We start from the raw sequence: 16,986 nt of genomic DNA, 5'->3' as shown, positions 1-16,986 counted from the left end.
CCACCAATCGCTCGGTGGCGTCCACAGGCGGGAAAAGGCAGTTAGAAGTCGGCCGAGACTGACAACAGGACGGTACGTGGCGCACCCACTGTTAGACCTTCTCGTGCCGCAGACAACCAGTAGTTCTTATCGAATACGTTCTCGATCGAGCCGCGCACGGTGACGGGCGTTTTCCCTGCCATGAATGCGTACCGGGCGCCGAGGTCATATCGCGTCCAGGTCGGGATTTTCTGTGTATTGTCCACGTCGAAATACTGCGGGCTGGTATGAACCATGCGCGCTGTCAGGGTCAGGCCTGGCAGGAAGAGCGTGTCCCATTCTCCGGCAAGGTTGAATTGCAGCTTGGGTACAGCAGGGGCTGTATTGCCGTCGTTAGTGCCTGACTCTGTTTTTGTGAGCTTGCCTTGCGTCCAGGCCAGGCCGCCAAGTACGCGGATATGGTCGATGGCTTCGCCTTGGATCAGGAGTTCGATACCACGGTTGCGTTGTTCGCCATCTTGCACGAGCCGGCCTGTGGCGTTGGTAAACGTACTAGGCCTCTCAATTTGGAATGCGCTGATGGTCGTAGCGATACGGCCAAAGTCATATTTCACGCCAGCTTCTCGTTGTTTGGATACTGCTGGAGAAAATACCTGTCCAGCATTTGTTGCTGGTGCGCGGACGATTTCTCCTTGATTGAGGGCTTCAATGTAGTTGGCATAAATCGAGAGTTGCTCTGTCGGCCTGATAGTGACCGCCACGGTTGGCGTCAGTTTGGATTTATCGTATGAGGGGGAGTTTCTGTTGCCTGTTGCGCCGTCAAAAGTCGATACATCAACCTGCTGGTGGCGTAAGCCAAGAGTAAGGTGCACTTTTCGATCCAGCATGGAAAGAGTATCGGCCACTGCCACGCTGCGCAGCCTGGTTTCGCTGACTTTTGGCAGGCGACCATTTAGCACTAGGCTGGGTTTGGCTATTTCCTGCACGGCGTAAATATTGGTGATTGTGAAAGGGGCATTCGGTGTACGTAACAACCTGTTTTCCTGTGAATAACTGCTGGTACTGAACACAACATCATGCTCCACTGCGCCGGTAGTCAACTTTCCTTTCACCCCGGCTTCAGCAGAGAAAGTGGAAATGGATTCATCTAGGCGGTAGGGGCGGAAAGCCAGGCCACCTTGCGTATTGAGCAGTTGCATCTGCGTTTGCAGGCTCTTGAAGTCATATTCCTGGCCGCCGAAAGCACCATAAAGTGTCCAATGCTTACTGATGTCAAATTCGGCGCGCAATGCGCCAGAAACCTCGTTGGTTTTCCAGTAGGTCCATTTCTGGATGAAGTTTCTATCTGCATCTGGAGCAGAACCAATTTTGATGTCTGGCGCGACAAATAATAACCCGCCACGGCCCTGAGTGTTGCGATGCTGGTAATTGACATCGCCTTCTATGCGCAGGCGTTCTCCCTGAAAATCGACGCCAAGCGCAATTGCATCAAGGTTTTCGCTTACGTTATCCACGGCGGTGTCGCCGTTGCTGGTGATGGCGTTGAATCGTATCCCCAGTTGTTGTTCTGCCCCCAGGCGACGGGCTAGGTCGATATGTGTCGCCAGTTGGCTGTCATCAATATAAGACAACGTCAGCCGGTTAAGCGGGGCCATGCCTGCGCGCTTGGGTACTAGGTTGATAGAGCCGCCTACTGAGCCAGCCGGGGCCATGCCATTCAGCAGGGCATTGGGGCCGCGTAATACTTCGACGCGTTCAATGCCAATCAATGTTCCGGTGTTGCGGGGAGAAACGCCGTGAAGTCCGTTGTAGAGCACGTCATAATTGAACAGGGTAAAACCCCGGATGTTGAACTCGTCGCGCCCCGAACTGCGTGAGTATGTATTACGAACCGAAGGGTCATTCACCAGCACATCGCCGATGCTTTGCGCCTGCTGGTCTTCGATCAGCTTGGCGGTGTATTGGGTCACGCTGAAAGGCGTGTCGAGATTGTCCTTGTTCCCCAGCAGGCCTATCTTGCCGCCGCGCGCCACCTGGCCGCCAGCATATTCCTTGGCAAGTGGGTTGCTGGATGGCGTATCGCGGGAGGCTTGCACGTCGACAACAGGGAGCGTCGTGTCTTTTGCATTGCCGTGGATGAGCGCGGCCTTGCGCAAGGCATATCCTTCGCCTGACTGGGCCACGGCCTCGATACCGCTGCCGGCAAGAAGTGCGGCAAGGCCGGAAGTGACCGTATAACGGCCTTGCAGCCCGGTTGTCGTCAATTTGTCCAGTAATGCCGCGTCATAACTCAGGTTGATGCCGGAAATCCTGGCAAACTGGTTGAGCGCGGTGTCGAGCGCTCCGGCGGCAATGTTGTATTCGTTCGCTGCGTTGCTGCTGGCCTGGGTTCCCTGTGCCGTGGCTGCCCAACCGGCAGAAGGCAGGGAGCCCAAGCCGATCGTGACGCCGAGCAAGGCGCTTTGTACGGCATGCGGGATGACGCGTGTACTGAGGTGTTTGCGTTTCATATTGGTCTTTCTACGAGGTAGTCATGGAATGCTTCTACCTGGTAGGTCGATTGAGACGGCAAATCCCCTCAATTTTTGAAAAATTCTTCCAAGATGATGCCTAGCGAGGGCCGACGCTCACCCAGAAACGGGTACGGTAAGTGATTGTGATGGGCTGCGTCTGGGCAAGGAATTGCAGCGCCTGGTCCGTATCCTTGACATGGAACAGCCCGGATACGCGCAACTCGGCAACCTGGTCATCGCAATGCAGATGGCCATGGCGATAGCGCGCCAGCTCGGCCAGCAAGTCTGCCAACCGGATGTTCTTGCCTGAAATCACGCCATCGGTCCAACTGCCGGTATCGAGGCCTTGCGGTGCGAAGGGGACAGTGCCATCGTCCCGCAGCCATTGGCTTTCACCAGCTCGCACTACATGGGATGGGCCTGGGGCAGGGTAGAGCGCCACCGCGTGCTCCTGCACCGTGATGAGGGCGGCGTCTGCAGTCAGGCGTACGATGAAGCGCGTGCCCAAAGCCTCCAGCTTGCCGAATGGCGTATAGACCAGGAACGGGCGTTTGCCCACGGAACCGGCATCCGCCCCGGTAGTGACCATGATTTCGCCGCGTAGCAGCATGATGATGCGGTTTTCGCCTGCCAAGTCGATGCGGACGGCCGTATCGGTATTGAGGATAAGCGTCGTTCCATCGGCAAGTTGCCGGGTGTGCTGTTCGCCGATGCGGGTGCTGGCGTCCGCCACCAGCCGCTGCCAGGGCGTATAGGCGCGGATTCCCCAGCCTGTGCCCAGGGCGAACGTGCCAACCGACAATAATTGAATGGTCTTTCTACGTTTCAGCAGGTGCTGCTGGCGTTTGCGGTCGGCTTGCTCCAAGGCAGAAAGCACGAGACTGGATGACGCGCCAGCTTCGGCAAATGGCTGATGCAGGCTGTTGATGCGTTCCCACGCAATGGCATGCACGGGATCGGCTTGCAGCCAATCCTGGAATTGGCGCCGGGTTTCCTTGCTGGCCTGGTTGTAATTGAGCCTGACCGACCAGGTGATGGCGGCATCGACCACCGTCTCTGGCAATAAAGGGGTTGCCTCGGTATTGGATGGGTTCATTGCCGGTGCATCATGCAAAAAAATCGCTACGACTCAAAACGTACGGTATAGCAATGGCGCAAGGCCTTGGCAATGTAGCGTTCCACGGTAGAGAGCGACACGCCTAGCTGCTGTGCGATCTGTGGGCAGGTGAGGCCATCCAGCTGGGCCATCAGGAAGGCGCTGCGTACTGCGGGCTTCAATGCATCCAGCATACGGTCGATCTCGATCAGCGTCTCGAGGAAGATGAGGCGGCTTTCGGGGGCAGGGGCTTCGGCAGCTGGCAACGCTGCCAAGGTCTCCAGCCAGGCCAGCTCCAGTTCGCGACGGCGCCAGTGTTCTACCGCCAGCCCATGGGCGATGGTGGAAAGAAAAGCGCGGGGTTGGCGGGCCTCGACGGCTTGCTTGCGCAGCAGCAGGCGCATAAATACGTCTTGGGCCATGTCCCGCGCATCAAACGTGCTGCCCAGCTTGCGCCGTATCCAGCCTTGCAGCCAGCCATAGTGCTCGGTATAGAGGGTATGGACTTCCTGATGGAGCTTAAGGTCTGTATCCTGCACGGAATTCCCTGCATAGCCTAGGCAATAAATGAGAATGCTTATTATATTGTTTGGAATTAGCGCCCTGCAATAGCGATGCTGGAGGGTATGCGTCCCGCTGCTATGTAGATAGTCAGGATTGTTGCAGCAAGCGGAAAATAAAAACGCGGCCTATGGGCAAGGCCGCGTTTGCAGGGATCATGCAGCGTGTGCTGATGGATTAGAAATAATTCAAACCCAGCGCGGCCTTCACCTCGTCCATGGTCTTGGCGGCGACTTCGCGCGCGTGCTCCGTACCTTCACGCAGCAATTGCAGGATGTAGCCCTTGTCTTCAGCCAGCTCGGCACGGCGGGTACGGATCGGTTCCAGCAGTTCCTGCAGTACGGCTTCCAGGCGCTTTTTCACGATGCTGTCGGCCAGGCCGCCGCGGGTATAGTGCGCTTTCAGTTCGACTACTGCAGCCTTGTCGGTATCGAACGCATCCAGGTAGGTGAAGGCGATGTTGCCTTCCACATGGCCCGGATCTTCGATCTTGAGGTGCAGCGGGTCGGTGTAGACTTTCTTCACCGCCTTGCTGACCTCGTCCGCGCTAGCGCCGAGGTTGATGACGTTGCCCAGGGACTTGCTCATTTTCGCTTTGCCGTCGATGCCTGGCAGACGGCCGATTTCCGGCACCAGGGCCTTGGTTTCCACCAGGATTTCCTGCTTGGTGGCCGGGTTCTTGTATTGGCGGTTGAAGCGGCGCACGATCTCGTTGGTCTGCTCGATCATCGGGATCTGGTCTTCGCCCACCGGCACCAGCGTCGCCTTGAAGGCGGTGATGTCGGCAGCCTGGCTCACGGGATAGGTGAGGAAGCCAGCGGGGATGTCGCGCTCGAAATCGCGCAGGCGGATTTCTTCCTTCACCGTCGGGTTGCGCTCGAGCCGGGCGACCGTCACCAGGTTGAGGTAGTAAAAGGCAAGCTCGGTGAGCTCGGGTACCTGCGACTGGATGAAGATGGTGGACAGCTTGGGGTCGATGCCGACTGCCAGGTAATCCAGGGCCACCTCGATCACGTTTCGATGCACCTTGTCGATATCATCCATATTGTCGGTGAGCGCCTGGGCGTCGGCGAGCATGATGTACTGCTTGTATTCATGCTGGTAATGCACGCGGTTGCGCAGGCTGCCAACGAAATGCCCGAGATGCAGCGGACCGGTTGGGCGGTCGCCCGTGAGGATAATGGGTTTTGTGCTCATCATCTTTCTTTGTTAAGTTATTAAGGGGTAAGAGTTATTTAATTGTTTTATTTGGCTATCTTCATTTCGTTGAGGCGGTTTACCGTGCGCGCAAGACTAGGCGATCGTTCTAATGCTATCAAGGGTCGCCAACAGTGTGCTGCAAAGTCACGTAAGTGTACGTTGTAACCCGTGCCTGGTTTGCTACGGTCATTGGTGGAGATCATTTCCTGACGAAGGTGGCGTTGCTTAGAACGGAAGACCACATTGAGTATCACGCGTTTCGCATCTTGAATTTCATCTGGGTTATCGGGGATGATTGTTTCCGATACTTGAAGGAATTCAGCCAATGCGTGTTTGTCAGCCATGAGCCAACTTTCAATTTCTGGGATAGCAAACCGCAAATGGAATTGTGCGGGCACACCTGTTGGCGCAGCTTGCTTATGCGCATCAAGAACGCAACGACCGTCAGTATCAGCAATGCAAAGGACAGGGAATAAATTTGCAATTTGAGTATAGCGAGCTAAGTTTTTTCGTAAGTTGGTAATGCCTTTGGTATCGATCGCTGGCTGGGCCAACTCCCACTTAAGCACTTGCTCGACAAGCTTGGTGCCTAATGTGCAGCACAGCACATCCTCACCGATAACAAAAACTCTCGACATTAGAATAGCCCCATCTGATCGATACGATCGGGACGAGTTTTCGGCAGTAGTACTTCAGCCGCATTTAGGCCAAGCTCCATGGCTTGACGTTCTTCTTCGTTGGGAGGGCGTATCTTGGTTCCATTTTCTCCAGGAGCAAGTATGATGACCGAGTTTGGATCTCTTACCTCACCAATCAGGTTATCACTATGGGTCGTGCTGATAACTTGCCTCATTGCTTTTTTGCGGCTACGCAACACTCGATCAATCATGAGCGGAATGTATTCGACGATAGCATCATTGAGGGATAGTTCTGGCTCTTCTAACAGCAGTAAGCCATCACCTTCTTGCAGAGCCCAAAGTAAGCCAATTAGACGTAAAGTACCATCAGAAAATTGTTCCTCGCGTTGCCAGGATCCATGTTCGCGCCAATGCTGGAAACGTGCTTCTAGGTGTGGTCTTCCGCTAATGTCATCTTGTTTAAATCGCAATTCTGAGAACTGCGGCACAGCCACTTTCAGTGCTTCGCCAATACGCCTGAGGCGTGCATCGCGTGTCTTGCCTGATTCACTTGCTATTCGCTGTAACAATCCTTGACCAAATGGATCATTTTCAATCATACGACCGCTGATTTCATCGCCGAACTTGAGCAGTTGTGGCACTAGATGTAGATAGGTCGTAGAGGAAAGAAATTCGGCTAATTCTCTGAACTTATAGTTGTTGTTGATTTGTTCAAGGTGAGTCTGTGTCAACCTGACAATATCTTGTTTGTCTTCTTGATTAGGACGAGACAGAATGGTTTCTCCATTCTTGATGACAGACTCTCGTGAGATGAGAACGCGTTGCGCTCCTTTTCCTTCGGACTTGAACGCTAGCACATAAACCCAGCGGATTGAGTCAGGAGCCGTGGATTCGGCAATCTCGATTTCAATACCCACCTCAGGATTTGTACGTGCGTGCAGGCTACGCAATTTGCTCATGCTACCGCGTTCTTTAATGGCTTTTTGCAAACCTCCACCTTCGGTTTGAGCAACAGCGCGGAGAAACCGAAAGACATCGAGAAGATTAGATTTTCCCGAAGCATTGGCGCCAATTACATAGGTGCGAGGCCATAGCTCAATGTCCACAGCGCGGAAGTTACGCCAGTTGGTAAGCTTTAAGCGAGTAACAATCATCTCAGTTCTCCAGATTTATCACCATAACGACTCAATGCTCCGTTATTCACAATTGTAGAGGTATCTTCAGGTATAAATGCTTTTGAAAAGCAGACCGGCTCATTCTCCTACAGGATGTCTAGCACCGTTAGTACAAGCTGAAATCAAACACAGTGGAGCTGGAGTGTAGTTGTTTACACTTATTCCCACTCAATCGTTGCTGGAGGCTTGCCGGAGATATCGTATACCACGCGGTTAATGCCGCGCACTTCGTTGATGATGCGGTTGGATACCTTGCCCAATAGGTCGTAAGGCAATTCGGCCCAGTGCGCGGTCATGAAGTCGGTGGTGACCACGGCGCGCAGGGCAACCACGTAGTCATAGGTGCGGCCGTCGCCCATCACGCCGACCGACTTGACCGGAAGAAACACGGCAAAGGCCTGCGAGGTCTTGTCGTACCATGACTTACCGTCCGCATCCTTGTTGTTGCGCAGTTCCTCGATGAAGATATGGTCGGCCTGGCGCAGCAGGTCGGCGTATTCGCGCTTGACTTCGCCGAGGATGCGCACGCCGAGGCCGGGGCCGGGGAAGGGGTGGCGGTAGACCATGTCGTGCGGCAGGCCGAGCGCAACGCCGAGCTCGCGGACTTCGTCCTTGAACAGTTCGCGCAAGGGTTCGAGCAATTGCAGCTTGAGCGTATCCGGCAGGCCGCCCACATTGTGGTGGCTCTTGATGGTGTGTGCCTTCTTGGTCTTGGCGCCGGCGGACTCGATCACGTCAGGGTAGATGGTGCCCTGCGCCAGCCACTTGGCTTGCGCCAGCTTGGCGGATTCCGCCTGGAACACTTCCACGAATTCGCGGCCGATGATCTTGCGCTTAGCTTCCGGGTCGTTGACGCCCGCCAGGTCGCCGAGGAATTTGGCGCTGGCGTCGACATGGATCACCTTGACACCGAGGTTGTTGCCGAAGGTTTCCATCACTTGCTCGGCCTCGTTGAGGCGCAGCAGGCCGTTATCGACGAATACGCAGGTCAGCTGGTCGCCGATCGCACGGTGGATCAGCGCGGCAGCTACCGAGGAATCAACGCCGCCGGAAAGGCCGAGGATGACCTCGTCGCTGCCGACTTGCTCGCGGATGCGCTGCACTGCGGTTTCCACATAGTCAGGCATATTCCAGCTTTGGTCGCAGCCGCAGATGCCGTGCACGAAGCGGTTGAGCAGGGCCTTGCCTTGCTTGGTGTGGGTGACTTCGGGGTGGAACTGCACTGCGTAGAAACGGCGGCTTTCATCCGCCATGCCCGCAATCGGGGTGGAACTGTTACTGGCAATGATCTTGAAGCCCTCGGGTAGCGCCGTGACCTTGTCGCCATGGCTCATCCAGACGTCCAGCAGGCCGTGGCCCTCGGTATTGCTTTTGTCCTGGATGTCCTTGAGCAGGGCGGAGTGTCCCTGGGCGCGGATTTCGGCATAGCCGAACTCGCGCTTGGCGGCATTTTCCACCGAGCCTCCGAGCTGTGCCGCCATGGTCTGCATGCCGTAGCAGATGCCGAGCACTGGCACGCCAAGCTCGAACACGCTTTGCGGCGCGCGCGGGGTTTCGTCCTCATAGACGGAGTTGGGGCCGCCGGACAGGATCACGCCTGCCGGGTTGAACTCGCGGATGAATGCATCCGACACGTCCCACGAGTGCAGTTCACAGTAGACATTGGCCTCGCGGATGCGGCGGGCGATCAGTTGGGTGTATTGGGAGCCAAAATCGAGAATCAGAATTTTTTGTTGCATGGAAGCTCAAGCGCTGGGAATAAGGTTGAAGGGTGACCGGCCAAGTAGCATCAGCTCGCTTGGCATTAGTCGGAAAGGTAATACTCTACCGTGGATACCACGCGGACTTTCTTGATATGCGCGGTGCCGGCGTCGCGGTTCTCTATGCTGAACGTGCCCTGGTTGGCGCGCTTGATCTTGCCCAGCGTGCTGTCGGAATCTTTGGCGAACTTGTTGGCAGATTCGCGCGCGCTCTTGGTGGCTTCTTCGATCATGGCCGGCTTGATGTCGTTCAGCTTGCTGTAGATGAACTGCGTGTTGTAGCTGTCGCCCGCAATCGGGATGCCTTGCTGGCCGAGTTCGGCGACCTTGATCATGGTGTCCCGCACCTTGTCGACCTGGGCGGAGTACACGGTGATGGTGGAGCTGGCAGTGTAGCGGTACCTGGAGTTGGCGCCGGCGTCGCCATATTCGCGCGCCTGCTTGTCCACGACGGAAGGCGCGGAGACGCTCGCCTCGTCAGCGCTGAAGCCGTTGCCCTTCAGGAAGGCGAGCACGCTGGCGTTCTTTTGCTGGATGTTCTGGTACAAGGCGCTGAGGTCATTGTCCGCGACGCTGAATGTAATCGGCCAGATCGCGATATCGGCCTTGACTTCACGCTCGGACAGGCCCTTGACTTCCACCGTACGCTCGAGCTGCTTGATTTGCAGCGCGCTATGCGCAAGCTGGTAGCCGAGACCGCATAACCCTGCGAACAGCAGCACGCCAAGAATGGCATAAGCAGGGATGGATGCGGTCTTTTCGGTTGCCATGGCTTTCTCGCTGGTTAGTCGACGCGGTAGTTAGGGGCTTCTTTGGTGATCTGCACGTCGTGTACGTGGGATTCGCGCATGCCTGCCGCCGTGATCTGCACGAACTCGGCACGGGTACGCATTTCCTCGATGGTGCTGCAGCCGACATAGCCCATGGAGGCGCGCAGGCCGCCCATCAGTTGGTGGATCACCGCGAGCACGCTGCCCTTGTACGGCACGCGGCCTTCGATACCTTCAGGCACCAGCTTGTCGGCATTGCCGTTGTTGTCCTGGAAGTAGCGGTCGCTGGAGCCTTTTTCCATCGCGCCGATGGAACCCATGCCGCGGTAGGACTTGTAGGAGCGGCCCTGGAACAGCTCGATCTCGCCAGGCGCTTCCTCGGTGCCGGCGAACATGCCGCCCAGCATGACGGAATAGGCGCCGGCCGCAATCGCCTTGGAAATGTCGCCTGAGAAGCGGATGCCGCCGTCGGCGATGAAGGGCACGCCAGTGCCGCGCAAGGCTTCTTCCACGTTGCTTACCGCGCTGATTTGCGGTACTCCGACGCCGGCCACGATGCGGGTGGTGCAGATGGAACCTGGGCCGATGCCGACCTTGACGCCGTCGGCACCGGCATCGACCAATGCCTTGGCCGCGCTGGCGGTGGCGATGTTGCCGCCGATCACTTGCACTTGCGGGAAATTCTTCTTGACCCAGTTGACGCGGTCCAGCACGCCCTGGGAGTGGCCGTGGGCGGTGTCCACCACGATGACGTCCACGCCGGCCTCTGCCAATGCGGCAACGCGGTCCTCGGTGCCGTCACCGACGCCGACGGCGGCGCCGACGCGCAGGCGGCCCTTTTCGTCCTTGCAGGCGTTGGGGTGGTCGCTGGATTTCTGGATGTCCTTGACGGTGATCAAGCCCTTGAGCTCGAACGCGTCGTTGACCACCAGCACGCGCTCCAGACGGTGTTTGTGAAGAAGCGCGGTGGCTTCTTCCAGGCTGGCACCTTCACGCACCGTCACCAGGCGTTCGCGCGGGGTCATGATGTTGGAGATGGCCTGGTCGAGATTGGTCTCGAAGCGCAGGTCGCGGTTGGTGACGATGCCGACCACCTTGTTTCCGTCCACGACCGGCAAGCCGGAAATCTTATGCTGGCGGGTCAGCGCCAATACGTCACGTACGGTGAGATGGGGCTGGATGGTGACCGGGTCGATCACAACGCCGGACTCGAAGCGCTTCACGCGTGAAACGTGCGCGGCCTGGGCGGCAATGGTCATGTTCTTGTGCACGATCCCCATGCCGCCTTCCTGGGCCAGTGCGATCGCCAGCGGCGCTTCCGTCACAGTATCCATGGCGGCGGAGATCAAGGGAATGTTGAGAGTGATGGAACGGGTAAGCTTGGTAGCGAGGCTTACTTCGCGGGGCAGCACGTTGGAGTGTGCAGGTACCAGTAAAACATCGTCGAAGGTAAGCGCTTGTTGCAACAGACGCATAAAATATCTTTCCGGCAAAAGGCAATTATACCGGGTAGTGCCGTCATGGTAAATCTCCCCGACATTTTGCCGATAATGATTTGGGGGCCGAGTTTTTCAATTGACGGCAGGGATGAAGCTGCTTACTGTGTGGGCGGGATTTCGATGATTCGGGGGGTTCATGAGTAAAGCTCGATGGCTGGCATTCGTGATGATGATGGTATTGCCGTGGATGGCGCATGCCCAGGTATACAAATGGAAAGACAAGAACGGCGTCACGCTGTACTCCGATTCGCCACCGCCTGGCGATGTGCCTTACGAACTGGTGGACAACGTCAGGTCCGCACCTAAGTCAGCTGCGGCTCCCGCAGGCAATAGCGAGTCCCAGGCTGTGCGCAATGCCGCGGCTTTGCGCCGCCAGGCAGAGGCCGAGCAGGAAAGGCGCAACGACGAAAAGAAAAGGGCGGAAGACGAGGCTAGGAAAACAAATTGCCAGAACGCCAAGGCGAATTACCAGAATTTCAAGGTGGGCGGGCGTATTTACAAGATGACGCCCGAAGGCGAGCGCGAATACCTGGGGGATGAGGATATACAGCGCGGCCTGGAAGAGGCCACCAAGGAAGTGAAACAATACTGCTCGGATGAAGAGTAGCTAAACAGTCACGCTATCTAGCATGACCCATACTCTGTAGGGCATGCCCAATGAATGCCAGGGCGCAGACTCAACGCGTCCTGACCGCAACAGGCGGGGCCTTGCGCCGCACTTTCCTGGCGGCGGCGTTTTGCTTGACGCGGTTGCGTCTCGCCAGTTTCGGGTCTGCCTGCAGCGGCCGGTAGATCTCCACCCGGTCGTGCGCCTGCAGCACGGTATTCGCCGCCACCGCCTTGCCAAATATGCCCAGCTTGCTTGCTTCGATATCCAGCCCGGAAAAGTGCTCGGCAATGCCGGATTGCCTCACGGCCTCGATTGCCGTTGTTCCGGGCTCCACCTCCAGTTTGAGGATGAGCTGCTTGGCCGGCAACGCATAGGCGACCTCGATGGCAAGCTTGACGCTCATGGTGTCAGGTCGTCGCTTTCCGCCCGTTGCACGAAAGCTTCGACGAAGGTGTTGGCGATATGGCTGAAGACCGGGGCGATGAGCTTCTCCAGTATGATGCTCGAGAATTCATATTGCAGCTTGAACTGTACCTTGCACGCATCCTCTGCCAGCGGGATGAAATGCCAGAACCCTTCGAGGTGCTTGAACGGCCCGCTCTTGAGGCGGATTTCCATGCTGGTGGGGAACACCTTGTGGTTTTCCGTGGTGAAGTTCTGCTTGAGGCCGTGGTAATCGATATGGAGGGTGGCCTCGGTCACGGCTTCGTCCCGGCGATGCAGGTCTACGCCGCCGCACCAGGGCAGAAAGCGCGGGTAGGCTTTCACATCGTCCACCAGATTAAACATGCGCTCCGCGGAGTGTCCCACCAGGACTGTTTTTTCAACCTGTGCCATTCGTGTTGCGATCTAGAGTAAAATGCCAATTTTAAGTCATATTTTCCGGTTGCTAGCAAAATGGCGTGAATTGACCTGCCATATTGCATATCAAGCCAGGCGGGAAAACGCCCGAGCACCGGCCTCACATTGAAGCAGCAAACACCATGAGTATCGCCCAGAACAAAAAAGCGTTTCACGATTATTTCATCGAGGAAAAATACGAAGCCGGGATTGTGCTGGAAGGCTGGGAAGTGAAGGCGATCCGTGAAAACCGCATCCAGCTCAAGGAAGCCTACGTCATCATCCAGCGCGGCGAGATCTACCTGATCGGTTGCCATGTGACGCCTTTGGGCTCCGCGTCCACCCACGTGCGTCCCGATGCGATCCGTACGCGCAAATTGCTGCTGCACTCCGAGCAGATCGCCAAGCTGATCGGCAAGGTCGAGCGCGCCGGCTATACCCTGGTGCCGCTGGACATGCATTACACCCGCGGGCGCATCAAGGTGCAGATCGGCCTGGCCAAGGGCAAGAAGCAATACGACAAGCGCCACAGCGAGAAGGAAAAAGACTGGAAGCGCGAGCAAAGCTCGCTGATGAAGAAATACGTCAAGACCCAGGCCGGTTCCTGACCTGCTGTATCTCGGAATCATCTGACACGCATCATGGCGATGCGCTGACTGTCCATGGTTCAGCTCCCTGGTATGGTGTGGCTGGTACATTCACCGGGGACACGACAATGAACATCTTCGAAGCCTTGCGGCAAAGCCACGAGCGTCAGCGCGACCTGCTCGCGCAATTGGTCAATACCAGCGGGGACACGCCCGAGCGCAAGCAGCTATTCCTGGACGTCCAGCTCGAAATCGAGGCCCACGAAAGGGCGGAGGAGCGGCATTTCTACCGTCCTATCATGATGGATGATAACGGTGTTGATCCTTCCCGGCATGGGATCGCGGAACATCACGAGATCGATGAAATCCTGGAGTTGCTGAACGAGACCGAGCTTTCCTCCCCGGCATGGCTGGTGCATGCCAAGGAATTGCAGCACAAGGTGCTGCACCATCTGGAGGAGGAGGAGCACAAGTTTTTCCAGATGGCGGGCAAAATCCTCAACCAGCAGGAAAAACAGCAGCTTTCAACCAAGTACCTGCGTGACTACAAAGAGGCGCTCGCGCAATAATTGCTCGCTATGGCTTGCCGCGCCGGAATTCCCAGGGCGGAACCGGTTTGGCGTCCTGCCACAGCCCCTGCTTGTCGCGCTTGGCCTGGTATTCTGCCTGGGCGTAGCTGGAACGGTCTTCGGGCTCCTGTTCGCGCTCGAAATACTTGTAGTGCCATGCCATGCCTTTCTGGATTTGCTGCAGGTTGATGTCCTGCCCGTTGTAGACCACCTTGCCGACGATCCGGCCATAATCGTCGCGCTTGTTCCAGTCCACGGTGACCTGTTTGCCATTGATGGCGCGGTTGAGCGCCACGCGCGATTGCTTGCCGTATGCCTGGCTTTTCTCGGGCGCATCTATGCCCAGCAGCCTGATCTTGTGCTGGGTATTGTTCACCATGATGGTCAGGGTATCGCCGTCCGCAATATGGATGACCTTGCCTGTCAGTGTCTCGGCATGCGCGTTGAAAGTAAGCAGTGCGCCAGCCAATACCTTTAGCAAGATGCAGGCTGTATTGGATGTTGTGTTGCGCATTCCGGCTGCGGATATATCGAATATGGCGGGTTTCATGGATAAATTATTGCGCGCATGGCGTCCTATTGTCCAGAAGGCCGCCTGATGATCGCAATGCAGTAGCTGATGCCCTGCGGCGTCAGCTACTCATTCCCACAGATTTGATAAGGGATTCAGGCATGGAGCCGTCTGGTTATAAAGTCAGTATCCATTGGACGATGGCCTTGATATCTTCATCCTTGACGTGGGCATTGGGCGGCATCGGCATGTCGCCCCAGCTGCCGCTGCCGCCGGCCTTGACCTTGGCGACCAGCTTGGCCTCGGCACCTTTGTCGTTTTTGTATTTTGCCGAGACTTCCTTGTAGGACGGGCCCAGAACTTTTTTATCCACGTTGTGGCAGGCAAGACAGCCGCTCTTTTTCGCCAATGCTTGTGCTGCGCCTTCATCCGCTGCGTTCGCCGATTCGCCACAGAGCAGCGCATGCACCATGAATCCTGCACATAGGAATTTTTTCATATGTCACTTTCTCCAGATGTTGTTATTGGTAAGCCTTGATGCAATGCTTGGAAAACCATGTTCCAGGCATTGTTTAAATGATAGGGCGTCGGACCGGCTTTATGAATGCGGCAAATTGTCACGGAGGGGCATTGAGCTGACCTGCGGCCCGCAGTGAATGCGGCAGAAAGATTGATAAAGAAAAGCCCGCAGGGCGCGGGCGTTTAATAAAGAGTGTGCTCTGGGCTTACGCGGGATACACCACCTCGGCTGTCCAGGAAGCTTGCGGTTGCGAATGCAATTGCCAGAATTGCTCCGCAATGTCTTTTGCCTCTTTCGATTCCGGCGAGACAAAGGTGGCGACCGTGACAGTGGCAATATGCACATTCTTTTGCTTGGCGGACTCGAACAGACCCAGTGCGATAGTGCGTGTGCCGGCCTTGCCGATACTCAGGGATAGATAGTCAGGGCTGGGGTAGAGAGCAAAGCCGCCGCCTGTGATGAGGATGGTGCCTTGCCCCCGGCTTTCCTGCCTGGGTTTGACTGCCTGAACAGCGGCAAGCGCGCCCCCAATATTGACGGCGAGGTCGCTGACGAAGCTGTCCGCAGGTTGCGCTTCCACTGTTGCCTGGCGCAGATTGGCAGCGTTGTAGTGCAGCACATCGACGGCGCCAAGGGTACTTTCAACCTCGTTCACCAATGCAATGACGTTGGCCGGGTTGCTGGCGTCGACTGTGCGCACCTCAACCTGGTGATTGGCTTCCCGCAATGTCTTGGCCAGCGCCTCAAGTTTGTCCGCATTACGGGCGCTGATCACCACGCGGTAGCCTTCTCGGGCAAAGCGCGCTGCGGTTTCAAACCCGATTCCAGGGCCTGTGCCAATGCTTAAGAAAGTTTTCATCTCCATCTCCATGTCAAATTGAAGGGATATTGTATAGATGTGGAATCAATAGATAATGGATGTTTTAAGCAAATGAAAACTGCAGAAAATGCATGAATTGCTAAGCCGTGTTTCCCTGGATGAACTTGTCGCCTTTATGGCAGTGGCGGAAACCAGTAGTTTTTCCGCCGCCGCCAAGCGCATTGGCCGGGATGCCACCATCTTGTCCCGCAGGGTGAGCCAACTGGAAAGCCGCCTCGGCGTGCGGCTGTTGACTCGCACTACCCGGCGGGTGGTATTGACGGAGGTGGGCAATTTTTACTACCCGCGCATACGCACCATTATCGATGAACTGGATGCCGCCAGCCTTGAAGCCAGCAGTTTCGCCTCCAGTCCGCAAGGGCTGCTGCGCATATCGCTGCCGCTCACCTTCGGCAAACAATGGATAGCCCCGCTTATTCCGGGCTTCATCGCACAACATCCGCGGATCAAGGTGGACGTCAGGTTCACCGACCGCTTGGTAGATCTCGTGGCCGAAGGCTACGACATTGCCATCAGGCTGGGATCTTCCTTGAGCAGCAGCTCGCTGACCGCAAAGAAGATTGCGCCATTCCGCTACGTGTTGCTGGCGGCTCCCAAATTCATCGCGGAGCATGGTCTTCCTGCCGGCCCTGAGGATTTAACGCGTTACCCGTGCCTGGGTTTCACCAGCTTGTCGACCTGGCCTGAGTGGAGGTTGAAAAACGGCGCTCAGAGAAAGACGATCCGGCCGGAAGGGCCGCTGGTAACCGATAATTCCGAGGCCTTGCTCCTCGCTGCCATCCAGGGCGCAGGTGTCATCCTCACTGCCGACTGGCTGGCCGCTTCAGCGATACGGGAAGGGGCATTGGCCGAAATCCTCCCAGGATGGGAAGGGGCGGGGGAAGGGGGGATTTATGCCGTCATGCCGCCAGGGCGGCTCATTCCGACAAAAACCAGGCTGTTCGTGGATGAGATTACTGCATCCATACGCAAGGGATTGGGATGATCAGGCAACATGGATAAGCGAATACGGGAGCGCTTCTTTTTCATCGTCACCGGCTTTAAGTTTGCCTCAACCCGGTTCATTGTAGGGGTATGTCGGAGGATTCCCGATAGTGACAATAAGGCGCCGACGATAATATTTCCTCAAGCAGCCTGATGTATTGCTAGCTAAAGGCCGTTAAGGAGGTTGGATATGATGACCCGGAAAAATCTGTCGGATATTCTGATTTTTATCATCCTGTTGTCCGTATTCGGTGGGCTGGGCCTATGCCTGTTCTACTCTTTGTCGATACCGGT

18 protein-coding genes are annotated in these 16,986 nt (G+C 56.4%); 4 read left to right on the top strand and 14 right to left on the bottom strand.

Annotation, left to right across the window (positions count from 1 at the left end):
* Positions 1 to 41 precede the first annotated feature (41 nt).
* The 9 genes from ACW4YW_RS02425 to guaB form a co-directional block, all read right to left on the bottom strand.
* Entirely contained in the window at positions 42 to 2,489 is a 2,448-nt protein-coding gene (locus ACW4YW_RS02425; protein WP_457136092.1) for a TonB-dependent siderophore receptor, read from the bottom strand.
* A 100-nt stretch (positions 2,490 to 2,589) separates the two neighbouring features.
* Positions 2,590 to 3,588: a FecR domain-containing protein gene (locus tag ACW4YW_RS02420; RefSeq protein ID WP_457136091.1), complete on the bottom strand. Its 999-nt coding sequence runs from the start codon at positions 3,586 to 3,588 to the stop codon at positions 2,590 to 2,592.
* Between the two features lie 26 nt (positions 3,589 to 3,614).
* Positions 3,615 to 4,127 carry a sigma-70 family RNA polymerase sigma factor gene (locus ACW4YW_RS02415; RefSeq protein WP_457136090.1) on the bottom strand — a complete coding sequence of 171 codons (513 nt, stop codon included), beginning with the start codon at positions 4,125 to 4,127 and terminating at the stop codon, positions 3,615 to 3,617.
* A 199-nt stretch (positions 4,128 to 4,326) separates the two neighbouring features.
* Positions 4,327 to 5,346, bottom strand: coding sequence for a tryptophan--tRNA ligase (gene trpS, locus ACW4YW_RS02410; RefSeq protein ID WP_457136089.1), 1,020 nt, complete (start codon positions 5,344 to 5,346; stop codon positions 4,327 to 4,329).
* Positions 5,347 to 5,393: 47 nt separating this feature from the next.
* Positions 5,394 to 5,987, bottom strand: coding sequence for a hypothetical protein (locus tag ACW4YW_RS02405; RefSeq protein ID WP_457136088.1), 594 nt, complete (start codon positions 5,985 to 5,987; stop codon positions 5,394 to 5,396).
* The gene (locus ACW4YW_RS02400) at positions 5,987 to 7,141 is read right to left on the bottom strand and encodes an AAA family ATPase (RefSeq protein ID WP_457136087.1); all 1,155 of its coding nucleotides are present in this window, start codon (positions 7,139 to 7,141) and stop codon (positions 5,987 to 5,989) included. The genes ACW4YW_RS02405 and ACW4YW_RS02400 overlap by 1 nt, the downstream gene beginning before the upstream one ends.
* Positions 7,142 to 7,320: 179 nt before the next feature.
* Positions 7,321 to 8,901 carry a glutamine-hydrolyzing GMP synthase gene (gene guaA, locus ACW4YW_RS02395; RefSeq protein WP_457136086.1) on the bottom strand — a complete coding sequence of 527 codons (1,581 nt, stop codon included), beginning with the start codon at positions 8,899 to 8,901 and terminating at the stop codon, positions 7,321 to 7,323.
* 65 nt (positions 8,902 to 8,966) lie between these two features.
* A complete protein-coding gene (locus tag ACW4YW_RS02390; RefSeq protein WP_407995993.1) occupies positions 8,967 to 9,692 on the bottom strand; it encodes an SIMPL domain-containing protein in 726 nt (241 codons plus the stop codon).
* 14 nt (positions 9,693 to 9,706) lie between these two features.
* Positions 9,707 to 11,167 (bottom strand): IMP dehydrogenase, encoded by a 1,461-nt coding sequence (guaB, locus tag ACW4YW_RS02385; RefSeq protein WP_457136085.1) that lies wholly within the window; start codon positions 11,165 to 11,167, stop codon positions 9,707 to 9,709.
* A 160-nt stretch (positions 11,168 to 11,327) separates the two neighbouring features.
* Here guaB and ACW4YW_RS02380 point away from each other — a divergent pair, with 160 nt between their 5' ends.
* Complete coding sequence (locus ACW4YW_RS02380; protein ID WP_457136084.1) at positions 11,328 to 11,798, top strand: DUF4124 domain-containing protein; 471 nt, start codon at positions 11,328 to 11,330, stop codon at positions 11,796 to 11,798.
* A 70-nt stretch (positions 11,799 to 11,868) separates the two neighbouring features.
* Here ACW4YW_RS02380 and ACW4YW_RS02375 read toward each other — a convergent pair whose 3' ends face one another.
* Positions 11,869 to 12,204: an RnfH family protein gene (locus ACW4YW_RS02375; protein ID WP_457136083.1), complete on the bottom strand. Its 336-nt coding sequence runs from the start codon at positions 12,202 to 12,204 to the stop codon at positions 11,869 to 11,871.
* Positions 12,201 to 12,638 carry a type II toxin-antitoxin system RatA family toxin gene (locus ACW4YW_RS02370; protein WP_457136082.1) on the bottom strand — a complete coding sequence of 146 codons (438 nt, stop codon included), beginning with the start codon at positions 12,636 to 12,638 and terminating at the stop codon, positions 12,201 to 12,203. Before ACW4YW_RS02370 ends, ACW4YW_RS02375 begins: the two co-directional genes overlap by 4 nt.
* A 146-nt stretch (positions 12,639 to 12,784) precedes the next feature.
* On the opposite strand from ACW4YW_RS02370, the gene smpB reads away from it, so the two are divergent.
* Both smpB and ACW4YW_RS02360 read left to right on the top strand, forming a co-directional pair.
* On the top strand, positions 12,785 to 13,249 hold the full coding sequence (gene smpB, locus ACW4YW_RS02365; protein ID WP_309564946.1) for an SsrA-binding protein SmpB: 465 nt from the start codon (positions 12,785 to 12,787) through the stop codon (positions 13,247 to 13,249).
* Positions 13,250 to 13,356: 107 nt separating this feature from the next.
* On the top strand, positions 13,357 to 13,797 hold the full coding sequence (locus ACW4YW_RS02360) for a hemerythrin domain-containing protein (protein ID WP_457136081.1): 441 nt from the start codon (positions 13,357 to 13,359) through the stop codon (positions 13,795 to 13,797).
* Positions 13,798 to 13,804: 7 nt separating this feature from the next.
* On the opposite strand, the gene ACW4YW_RS02355 is transcribed toward ACW4YW_RS02360, so the two are convergent.
* The 3 genes from ACW4YW_RS02355 to ACW4YW_RS02345 all read right to left on the bottom strand — a co-directional run bounded on the left by ACW4YW_RS02355 (position 13,805) and on the right by ACW4YW_RS02345 (position 15,687).
* Positions 13,805 to 14,311, bottom strand: coding sequence for a thermonuclease family protein (locus tag ACW4YW_RS02355; protein WP_457136080.1), 507 nt, complete (start codon positions 14,309 to 14,311; stop codon positions 13,805 to 13,807).
* Between the two features lie 172 nt (positions 14,312 to 14,483).
* Positions 14,484 to 14,780, bottom strand: a complete 297-nt coding sequence (locus tag ACW4YW_RS02350; protein WP_457136493.1) for a c-type cytochrome — start codon at positions 14,778 to 14,780, stop codon at positions 14,484 to 14,486.
* 253 nt (positions 14,781 to 15,033) lie between these two features.
* Positions 15,034 to 15,687, bottom strand: coding sequence for an SDR family NAD(P)-dependent oxidoreductase (locus tag ACW4YW_RS02345; protein WP_457136079.1), 654 nt, complete (start codon positions 15,685 to 15,687; stop codon positions 15,034 to 15,036).
* A gap of 88 nt (positions 15,688 to 15,775) precedes the next feature.
* On the opposite strand from ACW4YW_RS02345, the gene ACW4YW_RS02340 reads away from it, so the two are divergent.
* The gene (locus tag ACW4YW_RS02340) at positions 15,776 to 16,693 is read left to right on the top strand and encodes a LysR family transcriptional regulator (protein WP_457136078.1); all 918 of its coding nucleotides are present in this window, start codon (positions 15,776 to 15,778) and stop codon (positions 16,691 to 16,693) included.
* Positions 16,694 to 16,986: the final 293 nt, after the last annotated feature.

It is taken from the genome of Methylobacillus pratensis (genome assembly GCF_054072455.1).
This window is presented reverse-complemented; position numbering and strand designations above follow the sequence as displayed.

Excerpts from the sequence above, each read along its gene's own strand:
- ACW4YW_RS02425 (WP_457136092.1), bottom strand. The coding sequence starts at position 2,489 with ATGAAACGCAAACACCTCAGTACACGCGTCATCCCGCATGCCGTACAA.
- ACW4YW_RS02420 (WP_457136091.1), bottom strand. The coding sequence starts at position 3,588 with ATGAACCCATCCAATACCGAGGCAACCCCTTTATTGCCAGAGACGGTG.
- trpS (WP_457136089.1), bottom strand. The coding sequence starts at position 5,346 with ATGAGCACAAAACCCATTATCCTCACGGGCGACCGCCCAACCGGTCCG.
- ACW4YW_RS02405 (WP_457136088.1), bottom strand. The coding sequence starts at position 5,987 with ATGTCGAGAGTTTTTGTTATCGGTGAGGATGTGCTGTGCTGCACATTA.
- ACW4YW_RS02400 (WP_457136087.1), bottom strand. The coding sequence starts at position 7,141 with ATGATTGTTACTCGCTTAAAGCTTACCAACTGGCGTAACTTCCGCGCT.
- guaA (WP_457136086.1), bottom strand. The coding sequence starts at position 8,901 with ATGCAACAAAAAATTCTGATTCTCGATTTTGGCTCCCAATACACCCAA.
- ACW4YW_RS02390 (WP_407995993.1), bottom strand. The coding sequence starts at position 9,692 with ATGGCAACCGAAAAGACCGCATCCATCCCTGCTTATGCCATTCTTGGC.
- guaB (WP_457136085.1), bottom strand. The coding sequence starts at position 11,167 with ATGCGTCTGTTGCAACAAGCGCTTACCTTCGACGATGTTTTACTGGTA.
- ACW4YW_RS02380 (WP_457136084.1), top strand. The coding sequence starts at position 11,328 with ATGAGTAAAGCTCGATGGCTGGCATTCGTGATGATGATGGTATTGCCG.
- ACW4YW_RS02375 (WP_457136083.1), bottom strand. The coding sequence starts at position 12,204 with ATGAGCGTCAAGCTTGCCATCGAGGTCGCCTATGCGTTGCCGGCCAAG.
- ACW4YW_RS02370 (WP_457136082.1), bottom strand. The coding sequence starts at position 12,638 with ATGGCACAGGTTGAAAAAACAGTCCTGGTGGGACACTCCGCGGAGCGC.
- smpB (WP_309564946.1), top strand. The coding sequence starts at position 12,785 with ATGAGTATCGCCCAGAACAAAAAAGCGTTTCACGATTATTTCATCGAG.
- ACW4YW_RS02360 (WP_457136081.1), top strand. The coding sequence starts at position 13,357 with ATGAACATCTTCGAAGCCTTGCGGCAAAGCCACGAGCGTCAGCGCGAC.
- ACW4YW_RS02355 (WP_457136080.1), bottom strand. The coding sequence starts at position 14,311 with ATGCGCAACACAACATCCAATACAGCCTGCATCTTGCTAAAGGTATTG.
- ACW4YW_RS02350 (WP_457136493.1), bottom strand. The coding sequence starts at position 14,780 with ATGGTGCATGCGCTGCTCTGTGGCGAATCGGCGAACGCAGCGGATGAA.
- ACW4YW_RS02345 (WP_457136079.1), bottom strand. The coding sequence starts at position 15,687 with ATGAAAACTTTCTTAAGCATTGGCACAGGCCCTGGAATCGGGTTTGAA.
- ACW4YW_RS02340 (WP_457136078.1), top strand. The coding sequence starts at position 15,776 with ATGCATGAATTGCTAAGCCGTGTTTCCCTGGATGAACTTGTCGCCTTT.